The organism is Pasteurella atlantica (assembly GCF_963693435.1).
Lineage (GTDB): Bacteria > Pseudomonadota > Gammaproteobacteria > Enterobacterales > Pasteurellaceae > Phocoenobacter > Phocoenobacter atlanticus.
The window spans coordinates 1,503,157-1,524,581 of record NZ_OY856306.1 but is presented as its reverse complement, the minus strand read 5'-3'; the positions used below and the strand labels follow the sequence as shown (position 1 = coordinate 1,524,581).

Here is a 21,425-nt window from a genome sequence, read left to right as displayed (position 1 = left end):
TTGGGCTGGGCATAATTTTAATGATTTATAAAATTATGTACGTTTAGACTTGAATGACAAAAGGAAAAAATTATGTCAATGATCAATAAATTTGATAAAACTATTTTTGAAAAAGCACAACAAATTGTGAATAAATGGGACTTCTCTCTTGCGATTGATAAATTATGTGAAAGAGAAGATTGGAACAAAGAAAGAGCTGAAAAAGCGGTTGCTGATTATAGAATTTATATGGCAGCAACAAAAGCACTAAACGGCGAACAAATGGTGCCAAATGGCGATATCGATGAAATTTGGCATATGCACATTTTAGATACTCGTGCTTATTTGAAAGATTGTTTAGAGTTATTTGGTGGCTTCTTACATCACTATCCTTATTTTGGAAGATTAAGTGATGAGAACCGTCAAGAATGGCTTGATGCTCAAAATGAATCTCAACAACTATGGGCTGATTTAACAGGTAAAATGCTTTATAGTGCAACACTTACTGCACCAAATTGTCCACAAGCGTGTCCTTGTAATATTGATGAAGACGAGCCTTTATTGGCTATCGATAATCAATATATTAAAAACTTTGCAAGTAGCATTATGCAAAAAGTTGCTTAATCCTATTATCGACAATTAGAATGATGAAATTAAAACAAGATTTACTATTTTTGGTTGTCGATAATCAATATGTTATTGTTGATTTTACAACATTCTTTCGCTCTGATGATTGGTCTTTTACTTTTTGTCAGAGTGAAGTTTTATTTAATCGCTTAAAAGAGCATCATCGTTTGGGATTACCCTTAACCGACTTTACTTTGCAACAATTTGCCCAGAAAGAAAATCTTATTTTCACACAAGTTGAACCAGAAAAAACCAGTACGCACTTAAATTTTTGGCTACAAACCACGAATAAATGTAATCTAAATTGCACTTATTGTTATATTCCATCGTTGCATTCAACCCAAGAGATCGATCCTAATTTATTTGATCTGTTAAAAACGAAAATTTTACAAGAACCTAATATTCAATCAGTTGGTATTAAGATCAGTGGCGGCGAACCGTTGTTGGTTTTTGCAAAATGGCATAAAGAAATAACCGCTTTTAAACAAGCATTATCGCAAAGTGGAATACGATTACACTTGCAATTAAATACCAACTTAGTTGGTTTCAGAAAGCATAAAAATTGCGAACAAATTATTCGATTTATTAAAGAAAATCAGGTTAATATTGCCGTTTCTCTTGATGGCACACAAGAAATTCACGATGCTCATCGGGTTATTTTTCGTAGCAATAAAGGCAGTTTTCATAATGTGATGGAAAATATCCTTTTTTTGCTTGAACAAGGCATTACCCCAGCATTATTACTTACTTTAACAACGGGAAATCCTGATCATATTTTGCCAATCATTGATTTTGCAGTGACGCATAAATTAGATTTTAGAATTTGTGATGTGAAAGGAGTGGGCTTTACTAATCAAGATTTCATTACTGTTTTTAATGCGTTAGCTCATTATTTTGAAAAGAAAATTCAAGAAGGCTACCTGCTTTCTCATCATATGTTGGTCAGCGATCTGAATTTGCATCGTCCACAAGAAAATCCTTGTGCAATGGGAACAAAAGGGGCAGCGTTATACCTTAATGGCGATTTGTATTTTTGCCATAGTGAGTTTAATAAAGGTAAGCCGATCGGCACATTGTCAGAAAAACAGAGCCTTGTTGAAATCATTAAACGAGGTAAAGCTATCCAATATGTAAATAATAGCGATTGTAAAAAATGTAATTTTCGCAAAGTGTGTGCTTCTGGTTGCCCACTTTATCGCAAAGAAAGTAAATCGCCGATGTGTTTTGCCCATAAGACAATTATTCCCCAAATTTTTTCACTCTACATTAAAGAACATTTAATTACCCAAAAAGGAAATGATTATGAATTTAGCCTCACTCATTGATTTTGATTTAATTGAAAAACAAGGTTATCAATCTATAACTGGTTACGGACTTGATTTTGAGAAACTGGTTCAAGAGATCCGTGATGATTTTCACATTTATTTTTCTCCACGAATGGAATGCGATTATCATCATTTTAATACCCTCGTTTATAGCGATGATTTAGCTGAAAATCCTAAAAATGGCGGATTTCATACAGATTTCTCGTGGACATTAAAACCGCCTCGCTACATTGTAATGCTTTGTTTGGAAGAAGATCCTAAGTCGCCTTATTTTGGGTTAAATCAAGTGGTTGTTGGCGAGCATATTGTACAAGGACTAATGGATATTTTTGGTTTATCTTATGATGAAGTATTGAATATAAAATTACCTTATGTTGTTGGAAATGAAGTGTGGCGTAATTTATTTTATGTACAAGAAAATACTAATCGATTAATGATGCGTTATCATTTTGAATATATCGATCATCATTTAGCAAAAACAGTACAAATTGGTGACTATCCATTAAATTGTTTAATTGATGCACTTGCTAACCAATATTCAGAGGTTATTTTGAACAAAAAAGGCGATTTGTTAATTGTTGATAATTATTTTGCATTACATAAAAGAACCCAAGCAACAGTGCAATTTAATCAAGATTGCACATTCAAATCAAGAGAACTTGTAACCGTTAGATTTGACAGAAAAGAGTAGTTTTATGGAATTTTATAATATTTATGAAAATAACCTTAAACATATTGATTTTAAGGCAGAAATCGGGCAACTAATTGTTGTAAAAGGGACGAGTGGCAGTGGTAAAAGTACCTTAGTTGAAAAAGTGCTTTATGCAGAATGCTTGCGACAATATAAAATTGCTCAGGAAACAAACGACCTTTATTATTATACGGTTAGACCAAAATTTGAAAAATGCGATCATATTTTGCCAACCAAGTTGATCGCACAACAAGTATCAAGACAGTCTATTACTTCAACAGTTGCAACTAGAACTAATTTGCTTTCATCAATAAAAAAATTATTTATTGATGATGGTGTTGTGCTGCATAAAGGAAATGTGATTGAAGAACTTGATAGCATTACGACATTAAATGCACTTTATAGATTTTACCCAACGGCACAATTTTATTATTTATTCAGTGAATATGAGGAAATAACGGCGTCAAGCTTTAATGTTATTTGTCAAAAATTAAACAGTAATAAGGTTATTATTATTGATGAGCGAGATCGAGAAAAAGAGATCGCAAGTGATAAAGTTAGGAATATTAAAGCGGAAAAGTATAAAATACTCATTCAAATTGATGCTACGCAGTTTACACTTTATCAAAAAAATGCCACTCATTTGGCAATGAAACACAATAACGAGTGGGTTTTCTTTAATCGCAGTTTATTAGATACATTTAGCGGTCAGATTTTATTACGAAAATGCAATAGTCTTTTTTCTAAAACGACAAATTCTGTGTTGGCAAATTATTGTCGCAATTGTAATGGAAAAGGCGAAGTGCAGAAACAACTATGCGAAACTTGTCAAGGCACAGGATTTGGGCAAGAAACGCTCATTGTTTTTATCAAAGATAAAAATATTTTTGATATTTTGCATTTATCCTTGAATGAACTACACAATTTCTTAACGAAAATATCCATTCAAAATGAAAATATTAGACAGATTATTGATGATCTTGAAACCCTGAAAAAATTATCATTAGGGCATTTGTCCCTTTCTCGCAGTTTACCGACATTGAGTGCAGGGGAAAATCAACGAGTAAAAATATTTAATTTACTGAAAGAAAATAAAACCAATCATTTACTGATTTTTGATGAACTATCTTCAAATTTAAGCCAGTTAGATTTAAACAATATTAAGCAACATATTCTTGCGTTAAGAAAACATAATCTTGTGATAATGGTTGAGCATTCTGATTTTTTTGATGATATTGCGGATAATATTTTATATTTAGGAAAAGAAGCGGGCGAGAAAGGCGGTTATCTTGTTGAAAAACCTGAAATTAAAGGCTTTATTAAAAATCATAATTTAGTAAAAAATAGCAAAAATATCACTGTTAATTTAGCACCGCTTTATAATGTAGATATAAAATCATTAAGTATTCCACAAAACAAATTAATTTGCATAATTGGGGCAAGTGGTGCAGGGAAAACAACCCTTGCATTAAAATTATTGCCAAAAGCATTACAAGAGAATCACTGTAACACAGAAATTTTCACGAATACACAAATTCATAATAATTCACGCTCTATTTTAGCTACTTATTTAGGTTGTTTTGATGAATTAAGAAAAATATTTACGCAATATGCAACGTCTAAAAAGACAGAATTAACAAGCTCTGATTTTTCATTTAATTCAACAGGTGGGTGCAATGAATGTAAAGGTATTGGAATGATTGAATACCACAATAAAATTTACCACCAAAAAGAAGTTTTTGTTTGCCCAATTTGTCAAGGAAGTCGATACAGTAATGATGTTGCACTATTTAAACTAAATGGAATGAGCATTATTGATGTACTGAATATGCAACTGTCTAAATTGATAAAACGAGAAGAATTTGCTTTTTTAGCAAAAACGGTAGAAATTTTAACCGCTTTATCTTTGGATCATTTAAGTTTAGGGCGTTCAACGGAAACATTAAGCGGTGGCGAGCAACAACGCTTGCGTTTTGCTACTTTTCTTTTGAAAAATCATAAAAAATTAGAGAAAGGTGGCTTCTTTTTATTTTTTGATGAGCCAGCATCAGGCTTGGATAAAAATTCTATCAATAAAATTTTAGAGATTTTGTATTCTTATCTTAAAAATAACACCGTAATCTGTATTGAACACAATCCTTATTTTATCAAAAACAGTGAATATATTATTGATTTAGGCATAGATATTCAGACAAAAACAGAAAAGAATATTGTTATGGGCGATGTTCACCAAAATAATTTTTTGAGTTTTAAAGGAGAATAATGCAATGAAAAAGATCAATAATTTATACAAACAGCAAAATTACTTTGATGTAGTAAACATTTTTGAAAATACTCACAAGATTTGCGTGCCTGATAAAAATGTCTTTTTTTATAAAAATAAAGATGATGTAGAAAATAAGCTAAATAATGAAACAGAATTTTTTTATAATCCTGCCATAAGCCATTTATATAAATATCATCAACTACCACAAACAACGATAGAGACATTAAAAAAAGAATATAAAAATGGACTAATTAATTCACAAAAAGATCCTATTTTTTATTTAGTGGCTACCAATAATTTTAACGAAGCTTTTTTAAAAGGTAGCGGTATTATTGCTGTAAAGAAAGGTAATGATTATGAATATCACAGTATTCGCTTATTCAGTTTGATTGATAATATCATTGGGCAAATCTCTCCAATTCGATTTAATTTATTCTTTCAAAAATGTGATTATTGTCAGGGTTTTGAAACGATTACGTCATATTCAAAAGAGATATTAGGCTTAGAAATAAATAAATCGCCATTAGATCCGCAGTATTCATTTAATAAATTATTGGTTGTACCTAAATTGCTAATGAAAGCATTTACCAAGAACGGTATTATCGATTTTAATAAAAAGATAGAACAATTTAGCCCATTAGAATTAAATCATTATTTTTATGGACTGAAAAATTTAGGTGTTGCTCGTGCTAAATCAAAACCTGATGAAATTTCTTATTGGGAAGGATTAAACAGCTATCTTTATGATCAAAGAAATAAAATAAAGTCTAAAAAGGGCATTGATTTAGGCTATTTTTACGAAGAAAAATGTCCGTTTTGTTATTATGGTTATAAAAACGAAATTAAATATTATCAGGTTGATAATAAGAATATTGTTGAATATTTAAAGGAACATAAGTGATAGATCTATTTTCTAGTATAAAAAACAAACTTTTTAATAACGATATTCCCCAGAAATTCGATAATTTTAAACCTTTGAAAGTGATTATTATTTATTCTCATCGAATATTAGTTGTTGATGTTTATGTTAAAAATGCTTCACCTTTAATTAGGAAGGTTTATCGTTCACAGAAAAGAGCATTAGGTGATGAATTTCCACATTTTAGAATGTGTTATGATACAGAAAGTAAAACTGTATGTTATTCAGATAATAAAGGTTGCAATTTAGAAGTATTTAAAAATTTATGTGAAAGTTGGGCAGTTTGTACCAGTAAGTTAAAGCTAAAACAACCAGAAATAGAACAACAATTTCGAGATTTTGCTAATTTAGATTTTGATCATAAAAAGGAGAATGAACAATAGTCTATTTATTTTTATTTCACAAACTATGCGACAATTCTAAAAATATATAGTATAATACGACAGTTTTATTTCTGTGTACTGAGAGGCGGCTATCAAAAGTTATTTTTCTACCTATGAATAAGGGTAAGATGATTTTTGCTAGTCGCAATTTTTTAGGAATAAAACAGAACCTTAGATATTTAACTTAACAGGTAATGTAATGAATCCAATTGTAAAACAATTTAAATACGGTCAACACACCGTAACACTAGAAACGGGTGCAATCGCTCGTCAAGCAACAGCAGCCGTAATGGCAAGTATGGACGATACAACCGTATTCGTTTCAGTCGTAGCAAAAAAAGAAATGCGTGAAGGACAAGATTTCTTCCCATTAACAGTGAACTATCAAGAGCGTACTTACGCAGCAGGTCGTATTCCGGGTGGTTTCTTTAAACGTGAAGGGCGTCCTTCTGAAGGCGAAACCTTAACAGCTCGTTTAATTGACCGTCCTATTCGTCCTTTATTCCCTGAAGGTTTCTTAAATGAAATCCAAATTGTTGCGACAGTGGTGTCTGTCAATCCTCAAATTAGCCCAGATTTAGTGGCAATGATCGGTGCATCAGCAGCACTTTCATTATCAGGTGTACCTTTTAATGGTCCTATCGGTGCGGCACGTGTTGGTTTTATTAATGATCAATTCGTTCTTAACCCAACAATTTCTGAGCAAGCAATCAGCCGTTTAGACTTAGTGGTTGCAGGTACGCAAAATGCGGTACTTATGGTTGAATCAGAAGCAGACATTTTATCAGAAGAGCAAATGTTAGCAGCGGTTGTATTTGGTCACGAACAACAACAAGTGGTAATCCAAAATATCAATGAATTAGTTGCAGAAGCAGGTAAACCTCGTTGGGATTGGAAAGCTCCTGAACCAAATACAGCGTTAATCGAAAAAGTGACAGCATTAGCTGAGTCTCGTATTGGCGATGCGTTCCGTATTATTGAAAAACAAGAACGTTATGCAAAAATTGATGAAATCAAAGCAGACGTTATTGCACAATTAGCAGCAGAAATAGAAAGTGAAGAAGTTTCTGAAGGTGAAATTGTTGATATTATCACTTCTTTGGAAAGTAAAGTTGTACGTGGTCGTGTAATTGCCGGTGAACCTCGTATTGATGGTCGTACCAAAGAAACGGTGCGTGCATTAGATATTTGTACTGGTGTACTTCCACGTACTCACGGTAGTGCAATCTTTACTCGTGGTGAAACGCAAGCATTAGTAGTCGCAACATTAGGTACTGAACGTGATGCGCAAAATATTGATGAATTAACAGGTGAAAAATCAGATCGTTTCTTATTCCATTATAATTTCCCTCCATATTCTGTAGGTGAAACTGGAATGGTTGGTTCGCCAAAACGTCGTGAAATTGGTCACGGTCGTTTAGCAAAACGTGGTGTTTTAGCTGTTATGCCAAGTGCAGAAGAATTCCCTTATGTTGTACGTGTTGTTTCTGAAATTACAGAATCAAACGGTTCTTCATCAATGGCTTCTGTTTGTGGTGCTTCATTAGCATTGATGGATGCAGGTGTGCCTATTAAATCAGCGGTTGCAGGTATTGCAATGGGCTTAGTAAAAGAAGGTGATGATTTTGTTGTTCTTTCTGATATCTTAGGTGATGAAGATCATTTAGGTGATATGGACTTTAAAGTTGCGGGTTCTCGTGACGGCGTAACGGCATTGCAAATGGATATCAAAATTGAAGGAATTACCCCTGAAATTATGCGTATTGCATTAAATCAAGCAAAAGGTGCGAGAATGCACATTTTAGGCGTGATGGAACAAGCAATTGCAGGTCCTCGTGAAGAGATTTCAGATTTTGCACCAAGAATTTATACCATTAAAATCGATCCTAAGAAAATCAAAGATGTAATCGGTAAAGGTGGTGCAACAATCCGTTCATTAACCGAAGAAACAGGCACATCGATTGATATTGATGATGATGGTACTGTTAAAATTGCAGCAATAGATGGCAATGCAGCGAAAAGAGTAATGGCTCGTATCGAAGAAATTACAGCAGAAGTTGAAGTGAATACTGTATATAGTGGTAAAGTTACTCGCGTTGTAGATTTTGGGGCATTTGTCTCTATTTTAGGTGGTAAAGAAGGGTTAGTTCATATTTCTCAAATTGCGGAAGAGCGAGTAGAGAAAGTGGGTGACTATCTAACACTTGGTCAAGAAGTGAATGTGAAAGTCGTTGAAATCGATCGTCAAGGGCGTATTCGCTTAACGATGAAAGGTGTCGATGCTGCATCAACAACCGAAGAGTTACCACAAGAAGAAACAGAAACTGTTTTAGAAGTAGAACAGACAGAAGAATAATAAAGAGAATTTATTATTAAATTACGTGGAGATAGGGTACGCCCTATCTCTACAGTGTTTTATGATTATTTTTATAAAACACAATTGCAAAACAAACACTCAAATTAATCAAATTGAAAAGGGAATACAATACCTTTTCCGTCTAATTAGCAGGTCTGGTGAACAACTTTGTTGAGTATCGTTTTGCATTATTTAGTTTAGCCGAATAAAAGGTGAAAACTAATATCCCGTTATTGTTGGGAGAATTAAAACGATGAAGCGGTTCGATTTGTACAAAAATTTACAAATTTTTATTAAAATCATACCGCTATACTCAGGAATAGTTAAACAGGATCAACTGCTTAGCCCTCAACAATGCAATTTTTTTATTCAATGAAAAGCCATAAGGCTTATTCATTATTTTTTGGACTTATATGACTACAGAAACACAAATTCAGACAGAAATCGAAACTCAAACTTTTGCCGATTTAGGCTTACCAACAGCATTACTTGATGCTGTGACAGGTATGGGATTCGTTACGCCGTCACCAATTCAATTAGAATGTATTCCACATTTATTAAATGGTAATGACGTATTAGGTATGGCACAAACAGGAAGCGGTAAAACTGCAGCGTTTGGTTTACCATTATTAGCACAAATTGCTCCAAGTCAGCGTTATCCACAGATGTTGGTAATGGCACCGACTCGTGAATTAGCTATTCAAGTTGCTGATGCATTAGAACAATTCTCAAAAAATATTAAAGGTTTAAATGTTGTTACCGTTTATGGTGGACAACGTTATGATATCCAACTTCGTGCCTTAAAACAGGGTGCACACGTTGTGGTGGGAACGCCGGGGCGTATTTTAGACCATATTCGTCGTAAAACGTTAGATCTGTCACGCTTAAAAGCAATCGTATTAGATGAAGCGGACGAAATGTTACGTATGGGCTTTATTGATGATGTTGAAACTGTAATGGCAGAATTACCAGACGAGCATCAAACAGCGTTATTCTCTGCAACAATGCCAGAAGCGATTCGTCGTATTACGCGTCGTTTTATGAATAATCCGCAAGAAGTTAAAATTAAAGCAACCCAAAAATCAGCTCCTGATATCGAACAACGTTATTGGTTAGTGAATGGTTTCCGTAAAAATGAAGCATTGTTACGCTTTTTAGAAGTAGAAGATTTTGATGCTTCAATTATCTTTACTCGCACAAAATCGGCAACGACGGATATAACGGAATTGTTAGAACGTAATGGTTTCCGTGTTGCGGCATTAAATGGCGATATGACACAGGTTGCACGTGAGCAAACTTTAGAACGTTTAAAATCAGGACGTTTAGATATCGTAGTTGCAACGGATGTTGCTGCTCGTGGTATCGATATTGATCGTATCAGTTTAGTGGTCAACTATGATATTCCATTAGATTCAGAGAGTTATGTACACCGTATTGGTCGTACAGGTCGTGCGGGTCGTTCTGGTAAAGCGTTACTTTTTGTTGATCCAAGAGAACGTCGTTTATTGCGTAATGTTGAAAACTTGATGAAGAAAAAAATTGACGAAGTTCAAGTGCCTGATCACGCAATGCTAATGGAAAGTCGTAGTGAGAAATTCAAAAAACAAATTTCTAAACAGTTAGAGCATCGTGATTTAGAAATGTATCGTCAATTATTGGAAGATTTATTTACTGCAGATCAAGATCACGAAGAATTAGCAGCAGCAATGATGATGATGCTTACTCAAAATAAAAAATTAATTCTCCCACCAGATGCGAAAGCTCGTCCAGCAAGAGCAGAGCGTAGTAATGATCGTGATGGAGGTCGTAATGATCGTCGTGGTGGTCGTGAACATCGTGAAAGTAACGGTGTAAAAATGGATATGTACCGTATTGAACTTGGTCGTGAAGATGGTGTGGAAGCACGTCATATCGTAGGTGCAATTGCAAATGAAGGTGATATCAATAGTCGTTACATTGGCCATATCAAATTATTTGATAAACACTCAACCTTAGAATTACCACAAGGTTTACCAAAGCATATTGTTCAGCACTTTGCGACTAAGTCACGTGTATTAAATAAACCGATGCAAATGTCATTTATTGGCGAAGCAGAGCAACAATCTGGTGGTGGCGGTCGCCGTGATGGTGGCAGAGGACGTGGTCGTTCAGAAGGTGGACGAGGACGTTCTGGTTCTGATAATAATCGTTCAAACAGCAGAGGTCGTAAAGAAGGCGGCGGTTTTAAAGAAAAACGTTTTAATGATAGTCGTAGTAAACGTTAATTATTAAGCATTAATAATCAATAAGTTATCCCCCTATTATCTCCTTCGCTTGCGAGGAGTAGATAGGGGGACTTTTTATTTTAATTAGGTGTTAAATTATGTTAGAAAAAAGGATTTTTTCGCATTTTCCTAATGCTGTAGAAATGTATATCCAAAATGGAGACAAACGTGTTTTAAAACGTTGTCGCAACATTCTTCGTTATTTTTTTGCTCGTATTTATTGTGGCAAAAAAACAGCAATAATGGTTGATTTTTTAAATCAAAATAAGCAATGGGCAAGATTATTTCAAAAAGATATTTGGCGTTTTAATGCACTTTTACTTAAATATGCAGATAAACGCTTTTCCGTAAAACAACGATTAGATGCTATTTGTCACAATTTCGAGGAAATGGATACTCAAATTAAGGAATTAAATTGTCAAAAACTCATCGAGTTGGGTACAATCAAATTAGTTCAACTGGATGAGGAATTTTCTTTAAATTTAGATATTTATGACATTGATCCTTTTGAAGGATTTTTTGCTTTAAGTTTGGTCGATAGTAACCAGTGTCATCTTTATAATGCTTCGTTTACTTTTTTAAACAAAAATCAGTTACTTATTACCTGCGTTCAAGGTCCTAAAGGTGTGAAAGCACAAGATATTGTAAGAAATCTGACGAAAAAACTACACGGAATACGACCAATGTATTTATTAGTTGAGGCATTTCGTTTACTGGCTCAAGGAATGAATAAAGAATTAATGGGTATTCCATTAAAATATCAAGTCAAAAAGCGTTGCTATGGTTCACAAAAAGTCTATTTTGATTATAATACCTTTTGGCAAGAAAATGAGGCAACATTAATTAATGGTTATTGGCAGCTTTCATCACAAATCACACGCCGTGACTTAAATGAGGTTATAGCGAAAAAACGGTCAATGTATCGTAAACGCTATGCAATGTTTGATTGGATGGAAGCGGAAATAATGAAAGAAATCAAGGTATAAAATGTTTATTCAACCCACACAAAACCACTGTTCTTTGGTTATTTCAGAAAAAGATGAATACTTTATGAAGTATGCCTTAACGCTGGCAGACAAAGCGGAAGCAGAGGGGGAAATCCCTGTTGGGGCTGTGTTGGTTGATAATCAAGGCAATATCATTGGAGAGGGTTATAATCAATCTATTTCCCTTTGCGATCCAACGGCTCACGCCGAAATCCAAGCGGTACGATCTGCAGCAAAATTTACAAAAAATTACCGTTTACTGGATACCACCCTTTATGTAACTTTAGAACCTTGCTCAATGTGTGCAGGAGCCATTTTACATAGCCGAATAGGGCGTTTAGTATTTGGTGCCAGCGATTACAAAACAGGAGCCGTAGGCTCTCGTTATCACCTTTTTGAAGATTACAAAATGAACCATTTTTTAGAGATTCAAGGTGGCGTATTAAAAGAGCAATGTAGTCACAAGATTAGCCAATTTTTTAGGAAAAGGCGTAGTGAGAAAAAATAAATTTTAAACAGCACATATAAACTTGGACATTCATTACCCAAAGATAATTTAAAAACGGAAATTAATCAAAAATAAGCGGTAACATTTAAACAAAAATTTACAAGTAAACAAGAACGGTTGGATATATGCAAAATATAAGGACAGGGTAGATCCTGTCCTTATGGAATAAAATAAAGAACTCAGTGTCTGTATTTATCTTGGTAAAACCTCCGGCACTGCCGCAAGCTCTCTTTTATGATGAGAGCGATTGTGCCAAAAGTTGATACGTTCTAAGGCTTTTTCACTGACCGTTTCGCCTTGTAAATAAGCATCAATTTCTGCATAAGTCACGCCCATTTCATCTTCATCGGTTTGACCTACCCATAAACCTGCACTCGGGGCTTTGTTGATAATGCTTTGAGGAACATTCAAATAGCGAGCTAAATCATAAACTTGGGCTTTGGTAAGATGAACTAAAGGGAGAATATCGGCACCGCCGTCGCCAAATTTAGTAAAATAGCCCATATGCCACTCAGCCGCATTATCTGTGCCGACTACAATATGATTATGGCTTTGTGCGTGAGCGTAGAGAGCGATCATTCGTAGCCTTGCTTGAACATTACCTGAAATCACATTTTGGCGTTCTGCTTGGTCGTTAAATAGTGGCTGCATACTTTTTATAAAAGTATCATAAATGTCAGTAATAGGGCTAATTAATAGGGGGCAATTAATACTCTCCGCTAATTCTTGAGATTGCTCTATATCAATAGCGGGAGTATTTGCACTTGGTAGAGCAATACCTTGCACTCTCGCCCCTGTTTTTGCTAATAAACAAGCGACAACAGCAGAATCAATCCCTCCACTAATACCAATGGTATAGCCATTCGCATTATAGTTTTCTATACGTTGTTTTTCTAACCAACTTACTAAATAATCAGCATACGCTACTACATTCCAATTTGCTTTCATTTTTTATTTACTCTGTGTGTTTACTGGAAAGTCAACTAACTCTAAACGAGGATTTTTGACATAATTTCGTCCCACTTTTGCTTGTGGTTTGCCATTGAGTAATACGCAGTCACCTGTAAAACCAATATTGACTTTTAATAATGATGAGCCTACGCCATAAGAATCAACAGGGACATTCTCCTCTTCAAACTCTTTGATTTTTTTCACACTAAAACCACCGCTAACAATGATTTTCACATAAGGAAAACCATTGTCATCTAGGGCTTTACGTAATACTTGGATTAAACGTTTATTCACACCTCGAGGGTCGAACTTGCCTAATTCTTGTGGATTATCAAGGAAGTATTTATCAATCATCTGCTGTGAGGTGTCCACTCGAACACCGTATAACTCTTTACCAAAAGCTTTTGCCACTAAAAGAGAATCGTTGATGACATCATTATGATAATCCACCAATGCCACTAAATGATCATCAGGAAATTGTTCTTTATAAGCACGGCAAGCCGCCACCAAATCGCCCCCAAAGAGCTGAATTAAGGCGTGAGGCATTGTACCCATTCCTTGCTCGCCCCACCATTCATTCATTGCATAAGTGGCTTGAGCAGAAGAACCACCAATAAAAGCGGCATAACCATCGCCAGCTTGTTGAGAGAAGTGATCATCACGATCGCCCATAAAGATAATATGTTTATTATTTGCTGTTTGTACAATTTGATAAACGTTAGTCGCAACAGAAGTTCTACGAGCCAAAATACCGTCAATAATCCCTTCCAAATAACCAAATTTATCGTATTCCCCCTCAATGGTGAGCACACTTTCATAAGGTGAAATTTTATCGCCATCATTTAATGCGTGAATAGTTAAGGTTTCAGGCTCTTTTGCAAAACAATGTAATAAAGCCACCGCTTCATCAATACCACATAAAATAGCATTTTTCTTTTGGAAAAATTGCATAGTAACTCGATCTTTGGGGAAGTTAGCCTGTGCAATTTGGGCTGTTTTTAAAAAATAGACGGCAGAGAACCAACCCTCACCTACACGTTCATCAAATTTAAAGGTTTTATTGGTAAGACGTTTTATTTTGCCTTGTTGTTTGAGCTTTTGTTCTTTTATATTTGTCATATTTACTCACTATTTAAACAGGAATGGATAATATTTTATTCAAAAATAGCATGGTTTGCAATTTGTTTTATTTAAAATGTAAAGTAAAAATTTTATTTTGGTTTTTTTTGCAAAAAATTGTAAAAATCGTACCGCTATAAAATAGATTGTTTGTTTTATCAATTGTTTTTTTACACCTGTTTTTAAAGCAGATTTTTTTAAATATTTGCTATATTTGTTGTGGAATATTTTGAACCAGTTACATCTTCAAATAAATATATTTAACACATCTTGTCTGTTAGGCATCTTATTCAAACTCATTTTAAATTTGTATTATTTAACTATTGATTTTAAACAGCTTATAATAAGGTGTTCAAATATTGATTGATTTTTATTAAAATATATAAATTACGGTGAAAATAAAGAGAATATAAACGCAATAGTGCTTATACTTTTGTTATGTGTCATTAAGAAAAAATGAAAAAAGTGAATTTAGGCGAAGAATATAGTTTAAAGAGAAATAATTTTATTGAGAAAACAAAACAATACCCATAATGATTATGGATTTGAAATTCTTATGAAAAATTTAGAAACAAATACAGAAGATTTAATATATTATAAGGTTAAAGGAGAAGTAAATTATGGCAAGTTACAAAAAAATTAAAATAGCTCTTCGCTATATTGCATATATAGTAATATGTTGTATTGTCTTTTCTGTTATATTAATTGCTTGTGTGACTTACACACCAATTTCTACTAAAAATAAATACCATAATATTCAAAAGATAGGAGTTTATAGTTTATTTTCTAATGGTGATTATTGTTGGTCGGAAGATTGCAGTTTTATAATTGAAGACGAGCAAAAAATTAAACGAATTGTTGATGAAATTAACAGTTTGAGTACTGGAAAATGGAAAAAAATTTTCGGTAAAGAAGGCTTGAGTATTATTCATATCACTTTATCTGATAATAATAACAATGATTTTGAATTGGGATTATATGAAAATTTTTTAATACAAAAAGGAGATGGTTATCGACAACTTGGCACAAAAGGTTGGGGAAGGAAATTTGATATGAATAATACTCCTGAATTGAAAGAGACATTCAATCATTTTAATTCTAATAATACGCTAACAGAATGATGAATAAACAAGAATTTATAAATATTTTAGATAATCCTAATCAAATAGAACTTAATACGATAGGTGAATTAAGAGGAGTAATAAATATTCGTATTTTCTAATCGGTAAGAGTATTGCATTTAAAGGGATTTACTTAACTGGAAAATATCGTATATTTATTCGCAACAGCGTAAACATTCGGATCGTTAGCAACCATATAGAGTAACAGAAATACAAAAGAGAAAGGAATTATGGCAGATTACAACAAAATAAAACAAGCAAATGAACATCTTCAATTTGTTGGAGGAGCAATCCACAAAGATTGTATATATTTGATTACTGAAAATTATTATGAGCCCAAAATTCACGGAAAAAAATACGATGTGTGGAATTATCCTGAAAAGTTAATTATAAATATGTACATTCCAAAACATCGAAAAAAAAGCGATGAATGGTGTGGAGAAATATATAGTGGTATAAAATCTCTTTATCCTGCTACTTGTTTAAAAGATGTTGATTTTTGTTCTTATTTAACTGATGATAGTTTTGTAAGTCAAAAAGTGGCTAAAAATGGCACTAACGGAGTCGTTTGGACAGAAAATGTTATTGAATTAGGTAAAAGAGTTGTTATGAATATGGCCGTTATTGACGGAATTGCTTATGTTTGTACAACAGGTGGTGCTATTTATAGAAGAATTAGTGATAATAATTGGGAAGAAATTACGAATAAACAAACAGAAAAATACTTCTCAGAAAGTGAAAAAAAATCTTACTTTAACAATGGTTTTTCTGTGATAGGTGGTTTTTCTGCCAATGAAATTTACACAGCAGATGAAAAAGGAAATTTTTATTCAAATAAAAATGGAATGTGGGAAAAAATTAAAATCCCTTCAAGTAATAAATCCGAAATAACAGAAATTATTTGTTCTGATGGTAATGTTTTTATCAATAACGAGGATAGAATTATAAAAGGTAGAAATGACCAGTGGGAAGTAATTATTAAAGATGAGATTTCTAATATTGTCAAACAAATTACTTGTTTTCAAGGAGAGCTATATTTTCTAGATGATGCGGAACTAAAAAGATTAAGAAACGGAGAGTTAGAAAATATTGAATTTCCAGCAACAATTCATTTTGGGTTTTCAATGTCATCTAAAACAATGGTTACAAGTGAAGATTTACTAATGATAATGGATAGTGATAGAGTTGTTTTATTTGATGGTAATCATTGGTTTAATCTATTTGATAAAAACAAAACCGAAGAGGAGTTACGAGCAAGTGGAACATTTTACGACCCAAGAGAAAAATAAATACGGTAGGTAACATAGTGTATAAATAATAGCGGGTCAGGTGCTTAACCGAAAGTTCGTGCATTTTTATTCGCTACTGTTCATGTTCATGCTCTAAACCGTTACCTGTTAAAACTGTTTAAAATTATGGGATATTACGAAGATATTAGAAAAGAAATAAATATAGACCAAAATATTGTCGGAGGAGTATTGCACTCTAATGGAATTTATTTGTTTGGTGAAAATTTTTATGATAAAAAAATACACGGAAAGGAATATGATGATTGGGATTATCCTCGTGTAATGAGTATTACAGGATATGTTCCCACTTTACGAGAAAAAGGGAATGAATGGTTTCAGTGGTTTGTTGATGATGCTACTCGTTTAGTTGCGATAAGTAATGTTAAAGGTATAGATTTTTTAGGTGTTTGCAATAAAAATTTTGTTATTGGACAACAAAATATTGTGAGCGGTTATGATGGCTTTACGTTATTTGGTAGAGTTATTGCTACAAAGGGAGCAATAACTGATATGGCAGTTATTGATGATGTTGTTTATGCGTCTGCAAGTGGTGGAGAAGTCTATAAACGCATCAAGAATACTAAATGGGCAAATATTAGTACAAAAGAAGTTCAAAAGCATTTTTCCGATAATAATTTCACAAATGGTTTTTTGTGTATTGACGGATTTTCTGACAATGAAATTTATGCAGGTGGAAACAAAGGTACTTTATGGATTTACGAAAATAACGAATGGAAGCCTATTGGATTATCTCTTGACTGTAATATCAAACAGATTATTTGTGCAAGTGATAATTTTGTATATCTGAATTGTGAGCGTTATATTCTCAAGGGGCGTAAGGATGAGTGGCAAAAAATTACTATACCAAAAAAATTACATTGGGAGCATTCAATTAAAAAAATAGAGTGGTTTAAGGGAGAACTTTATGTTTTGCCAATGTTTGCAAGTGCTTATGGTATGGCAGTGTATAGAGATGATAAACTGCAAGAAGTCAAGGTGGGAAGTTTCTCTATTAATCCTGAAAAAATTATCAATGATAATCTTTTATTAGGAGTTGAAACCAAAAATATGGACACAAATGTATTTATTCCAGGTGGTATAAATGATATGGTTGCAAATGATGAACTTTTGATGATAACAGGTAATGATGAAGTTATTTTATTTAATGGTGAGCGTTGGTTTTATCTATTTGATAAAACGCGTAGTGAAGAAAAATTACGAGAGCAAGGGGGTTTTTACGACCCACGAGAAAATAATAACAGTAGGTAACATGGTGTATAAACAATAGCTGGTTAGGTGCTTAACTAAACGTTTTTGCATTTTATCTGCTAAGATTAAAGTTTTTTTAACCCGCCACTATTCATACACCTAACCCGTTATCAAAAAACAAGAGACATAAATATGAAAAAAACACATTTAATTTTACCAATTACAATAGCGTTATCAGGTTGTAATATTGCTCAAGATAATACAGCTGTACAAGGTTTATTAACCTTTGGTCACGAAGTGTCGTCTTTCGAACCTTGTGGATCAGAAAAAGGGTATTGGATTGTTGATCCAACAGATAAATTGAATAATTTGTATAATGAAAAAGTCGCTAAGCCCTCCAAACCTTATACTCCAGTCCTTGCAGAATTGGTATTAAAAGATTTAGGAAAAGCCACAGAGGGGTTTGCAGAAGATTATGATAGTGTGGTAGAAGCTATTGAAATTAAATCCGTGCAATCTATTACTGGAGAAATTTCTTGTAGAAAATAAATATCATCAACCACCCTGTCCGTGATTCATATAGTTATAGAAATGATTATATACAAAGAAACTGAGTAAAATAAAGGTGATATAACTAAGATAAAAGACGAATTTATATTGTTGTTTTTTCATCAATATCCACACTAAAATTGCTAAGAAAAGACTATTTATTGTTAGTAGAGTAGGGAAGTAGTAATCATTTAAGAAGTAATCAAATTCAGATTTATCTAAAATAAATCCCGCACTATTTAATTGAAAAAAGCAGACAATTTCGATAATTATTACAGAAATAAGGGCAAATTTATTGCCTTTATTTTTATGAAAAAAACGATTTGGGATAAGGCAACCTAATATCAAACCAATAAAGAGAATAAAAGCGATTAAATTAACTACGCTGCTCACATAATACATAAAATCATTTCTCCATTCGTTTAAAAATATAGGTTAATACACTTGCCAAAATAAGTATTGCGAGCCAAGAATAACTAAGTGTTTGATAAAGCATTTCGTAAAAAGTAAAGGTACTCCACATCGCCACTTGATACTCAAAAACATAGTAATCTAAATAAAACCAAATCACTACAAAAAAGATAAATCTGGCGAGAATTTTTAGATTTTGAGATTGGATTTTACCTAAAAGATAGGCAATAGGAATATAAGCAATAACAGTAAAAATAGACATACCTAAGGCTTCTTCAAAAAAAGAAAGGAGAGCCGAGGAGTGGACATTATCTAGCTTTCCCATCGCACAGTAAATTTGGCTCAGTGTAAATACAAAAATTAACAAGGCTTGTGTTCTTTTTTTCATCGCTATTATTTGAATGGTTAAAGTTTTGAGTAATAACAACAGGTAACGTGTTATTTGATATATAAATACATTGTAGATACAAGGGACAGAACATACCCTGTTTTGTCCCTACACCAACGATTGAATTTTAAATTTGTTCAGCCATCATCATTTCAATATCTTCAATTTCTTTCGGACAGCTACTAGTGAGGTTTTTACAGCCGTATTCAGTAATCACAATATTATCTTCAATACGAATACCAATACCTTTATATTGTTCTGGAACGCTTGCTGATTTTGGAATATAGACACCTGGTTCGATGGTAAACACCATTCCTACTTCCAACGGACGATCACGGTATCTTTTATCTCTACCAATTTTACCTACATCGTGTACATCTAAGCCTAAACTATGTCCTAAACCGTGCATATAAAATTCTTGCCACGCTTCTTGTTCAATCAGCGTTTTGACATCACCTTTTAAAATGCCTAATTCAACCAAACCTGTGGTTAATTTTTCGATATAAATTTCATTCAGGGTCTGCATTGAAATACCTGCACGAGCTTGTTCAATCAGTGATTTTTGAGCTTCTAATACTAATTGATAAAGTTCTCGTTGTGGTTGGCTAAATTTACCATTAATTGGGAAAGTACGTGTAATATCTCCTGCATACATTGCAAATTCAGCCCCTGCATCAATCAGTAATAAATCGCCATCTTGTAATACTTGATCGTTTTCATTGTAGTGTAAAATACAAGCATTATCGCCTCCTGCCACGATCGAATTATAAGAGGGACCACGAGAGCCAAAGCGACTAAATTCATAATGAATTTCTCCCTCAATTTCCATTTCATAACGATTTGGGCGAGTGGTTTTCATTGCTCGAATATGTGCCATTGAAGAGATATGGCATGCCTGTTGCATTAAATCAATTTCTAACTTGGATTTAATTAAACGCATTTCAGACAGCATTATTTCCCAGCTAATCACGTTATCAAAAACAGTTGAAACAATCTTATCTCCCCAAGTTTGTAAACCTTCTGCATAATAACAAGCGGTCACATTGTCACATTTTTTTGCAAAAATTTCGTTGATGTTTTCAATATTATAAGCTTCATCTATTTCTAAGCTTTGTGGTGCATTTTCAGTACCTAAACGGCGACCGTTCCACGTTTCCATTAATGGATCTTTTTCACGTAGAAAAAGAATACTTTGCATTTTACCCTGTTGTTTAATTAAAAGTAGAGCCGATTGAGGTTCTGCAAAGCCTGTTAAATACCAAAAGTAACTATCTGGACGAAATAAGTATTCACAATCGTTATTACGGCGTTTTTCTGTTTCTGTAAAAACGATTAATGCGGAATTATCCTGCATTTGTTCAAATACACGCTGACGGCGAGCAGTAAATTCAGATTGTGGCATTTTTGCCATATAACTAAGATCCATTATTTTTTCCTTTTCTATTTATTACTATGTGATTAAGCGTAACTTTAAGCAGTTTTAAAGTGAAATTCAATAGTATTTTTAAGATTATTATTTAGAATAGTGTTTTATCTGTTTGAGTTTTGAATTATGTAAGTGATTTTTTATATCCTACTCTTTCTAAGCCATCTACTCGATGGTTAACGTTATAAATTTAAGCTAGATGTTACTATTGATTTTCTAAGCCATCTACTCGATGGTTAACAAGAATAAGAACCCTCAACTTTTTTCATAGTCTTTCTAAGCCATCTACTCGATGGTTAACGCAATTAAAAAAGGTCTTTAATTAGGGTGGTATTTCTAAGCCATCTACACGATGGTTAACCTCAAATTCCTATAAATGTTAAAGATGAAAAATTTCTAAGCCATCTACACGATGGTTAACAAGAGGGTTCAACAATTGCCCAATCATAATCGTTTCTAAGCCATCTACACGATGGTTAACATTCTCTTTTAATTTATCTTTAGATACTAATATTTCTAAGCCATCTACACGATGGTTAACGCTTGAGTTCTTTTTTTGGTAGAGTGATTTTATTTCTAAGCCATCTACACGATGGTTAACTAGAGATTTTATTAATAAAATCCTTATTTTTCAATATCTGAAGTAAAAAATTAGCAA

General features: G+C 33.2%; 19 protein-coding genes and 1 CRISPR repeat array. Of the genes, 14 read left to right on the top strand and 5 right to left on the bottom strand.

The annotated features are described in order from the left end of the window. Positions 1 to 72 precede the first annotated feature (72 nt). The 10 genes from U9966_RS07215 (at position 73) to tadA (ending at position 12,304) form a co-directional block, all read left to right on the top strand. Positions 73 to 603, top strand: a complete 531-nt coding sequence (locus U9966_RS07215; protein ID WP_306347011.1) for a glycine-rich domain-containing protein — start codon at positions 73 to 75, stop codon at positions 601 to 603. A gap of 20 nt (positions 604 to 623) precedes the next feature. After that, positions 624 to 1,931: a radical SAM/SPASM domain-containing protein gene (locus tag U9966_RS07210; protein WP_306347010.1), complete on the top strand. Its 1,308-nt coding sequence runs from the start codon at positions 624 to 626 to the stop codon at positions 1,929 to 1,931. Continuing rightward, positions 1,909 to 2,622: a hypothetical protein gene (locus U9966_RS07205; protein WP_306347009.1), complete on the top strand. Its 714-nt coding sequence runs from the start codon at positions 1,909 to 1,911 to the stop codon at positions 2,620 to 2,622. The genes U9966_RS07210 and U9966_RS07205 overlap by 23 nt, the downstream gene beginning before the upstream one ends. A gap of 4 nt (positions 2,623 to 2,626) precedes the next feature. Next, positions 2,627 to 4,885 (top strand): ATP-binding cassette domain-containing protein, encoded by a 2,259-nt coding sequence (locus U9966_RS07200; protein WP_306347008.1) that lies wholly within the window; start codon positions 2,627 to 2,629, stop codon positions 4,883 to 4,885. A 4-nt stretch (positions 4,886 to 4,889) separates the two neighbouring features. After that, complete coding sequence (locus U9966_RS07195; protein WP_306347007.1) at positions 4,890 to 5,789, top strand: hypothetical protein; 900 nt, start codon at positions 4,890 to 4,892, stop codon at positions 5,787 to 5,789. Then, complete coding sequence (locus U9966_RS07190; RefSeq protein ID WP_306347006.1) at positions 5,786 to 6,190, top strand: hypothetical protein; 405 nt, start codon at positions 5,786 to 5,788, stop codon at positions 6,188 to 6,190. The genes U9966_RS07195 and U9966_RS07190 overlap by 4 nt, the downstream gene beginning before the upstream one ends. A gap of 199 nt (positions 6,191 to 6,389) precedes the next feature. Continuing rightward, entirely contained in the window at positions 6,390 to 8,546 is a 2,157-nt protein-coding gene (gene pnp / locus U9966_RS07185) for a polyribonucleotide nucleotidyltransferase (RefSeq protein WP_306347005.1), read from the top strand. Between the two features lie 413 nt (positions 8,547 to 8,959). Then, the gene (locus tag U9966_RS07180) at positions 8,960 to 10,810 is read left to right on the top strand and encodes a DEAD/DEAH box helicase (RefSeq protein ID WP_306347004.1); all 1,851 of its coding nucleotides are present in this window, start codon (positions 8,960 to 8,962) and stop codon (positions 10,808 to 10,810) included. 98 nt (positions 10,811 to 10,908) lie between these two features. Beyond that, positions 10,909 to 11,796, top strand: a complete 888-nt coding sequence (locus U9966_RS07175) for a DUF535 family protein (RefSeq protein ID WP_306347003.1) — start codon at positions 10,909 to 10,911, stop codon at positions 11,794 to 11,796. A 1-nt stretch (position 11,797) separates the two neighbouring features. Next, a complete protein-coding gene (gene tadA / locus U9966_RS07170; RefSeq protein WP_306347002.1) occupies positions 11,798 to 12,304 on the top strand; it encodes a tRNA adenosine(34) deaminase TadA in 507 nt (168 codons plus the stop codon). Positions 12,305 to 12,496: 192 nt separating this feature from the next. On the opposite strand, the gene nadE is transcribed toward tadA, so the two are convergent. Both nadE and U9966_RS07160 read right to left on the bottom strand, forming a co-directional pair. Next, complete coding sequence (nadE, locus tag U9966_RS07165) at positions 12,497 to 13,252, bottom strand: NAD(+) synthase (protein WP_306347001.1); 756 nt, start codon at positions 13,250 to 13,252, stop codon at positions 12,497 to 12,499. 3 nt (positions 13,253 to 13,255) lie between these two features. Further along, the gene (locus U9966_RS07160) at positions 13,256 to 14,374 is read right to left on the bottom strand and encodes a nicotinate phosphoribosyltransferase (protein WP_306347000.1); all 1,119 of its coding nucleotides are present in this window, start codon (positions 14,372 to 14,374) and stop codon (positions 13,256 to 13,258) included. Positions 14,375 to 14,994: 620 nt separating this feature from the next. On the opposite strand from U9966_RS07160, the gene U9966_RS07155 reads away from it, so the two are divergent. The 4 genes from U9966_RS07155 (at position 14,995) to U9966_RS07140 (ending at position 18,542) form a co-directional block, all read left to right on the top strand. Next, a complete protein-coding gene (locus tag U9966_RS07155; protein WP_306346999.1) occupies positions 14,995 to 15,495 on the top strand; it encodes a hypothetical protein in 501 nt (166 codons plus the stop codon). 230 nt (positions 15,496 to 15,725) lie between these two features. Beyond that, complete coding sequence (locus U9966_RS07150) at positions 15,726 to 16,784, top strand: hypothetical protein (protein ID WP_306346998.1); 1,059 nt, start codon at positions 15,726 to 15,728, stop codon at positions 16,782 to 16,784. A gap of 126 nt (positions 16,785 to 16,910) precedes the next feature. Then, positions 16,911 to 18,053: a hypothetical protein gene (locus U9966_RS07145; RefSeq protein ID WP_306349282.1), complete on the top strand. Its 1,143-nt coding sequence runs from the start codon at positions 16,911 to 16,913 to the stop codon at positions 18,051 to 18,053. A gap of 132 nt (positions 18,054 to 18,185) precedes the next feature. Continuing rightward, positions 18,186 to 18,542, top strand: a complete 357-nt coding sequence (locus tag U9966_RS07140) for a hypothetical protein (RefSeq protein ID WP_090922277.1) — start codon at positions 18,186 to 18,188, stop codon at positions 18,540 to 18,542. Positions 18,543 to 18,548: 6 nt separating this feature from the next. Here U9966_RS07140 and U9966_RS07135 read toward each other — a convergent pair whose 3' ends face one another. From U9966_RS07135 to pepP, 3 genes are all read right to left on the bottom strand, one after another. Continuing rightward, positions 18,549 to 18,944, bottom strand: coding sequence for a hypothetical protein (locus tag U9966_RS07135; RefSeq protein WP_306346996.1), 396 nt, complete (start codon positions 18,942 to 18,944; stop codon positions 18,549 to 18,551). Between the two features lie 4 nt (positions 18,945 to 18,948). Further along, positions 18,949 to 19,341, bottom strand: coding sequence for a hypothetical protein (locus U9966_RS07130; protein ID WP_306346995.1), 393 nt, complete (start codon positions 19,339 to 19,341; stop codon positions 18,949 to 18,951). A gap of 127 nt (positions 19,342 to 19,468) precedes the next feature. Beyond that, positions 19,469 to 20,767 (bottom strand): Xaa-Pro aminopeptidase, encoded by a 1,299-nt coding sequence (pepP, locus tag U9966_RS07125; protein WP_306346994.1) that lies wholly within the window; start codon positions 20,765 to 20,767, stop codon positions 19,469 to 19,471. Positions 20,768 to 20,920: 153 nt separating this feature from the next. After that, a CRISPR array of direct repeats spans positions 20,921 to 21,368; the repeat unit is 28 nt; unit sequence TTTCTAAGCCATCTACACGATGGTTAAC. Positions 21,369 to 21,425 lie beyond the last annotated feature (57 nt).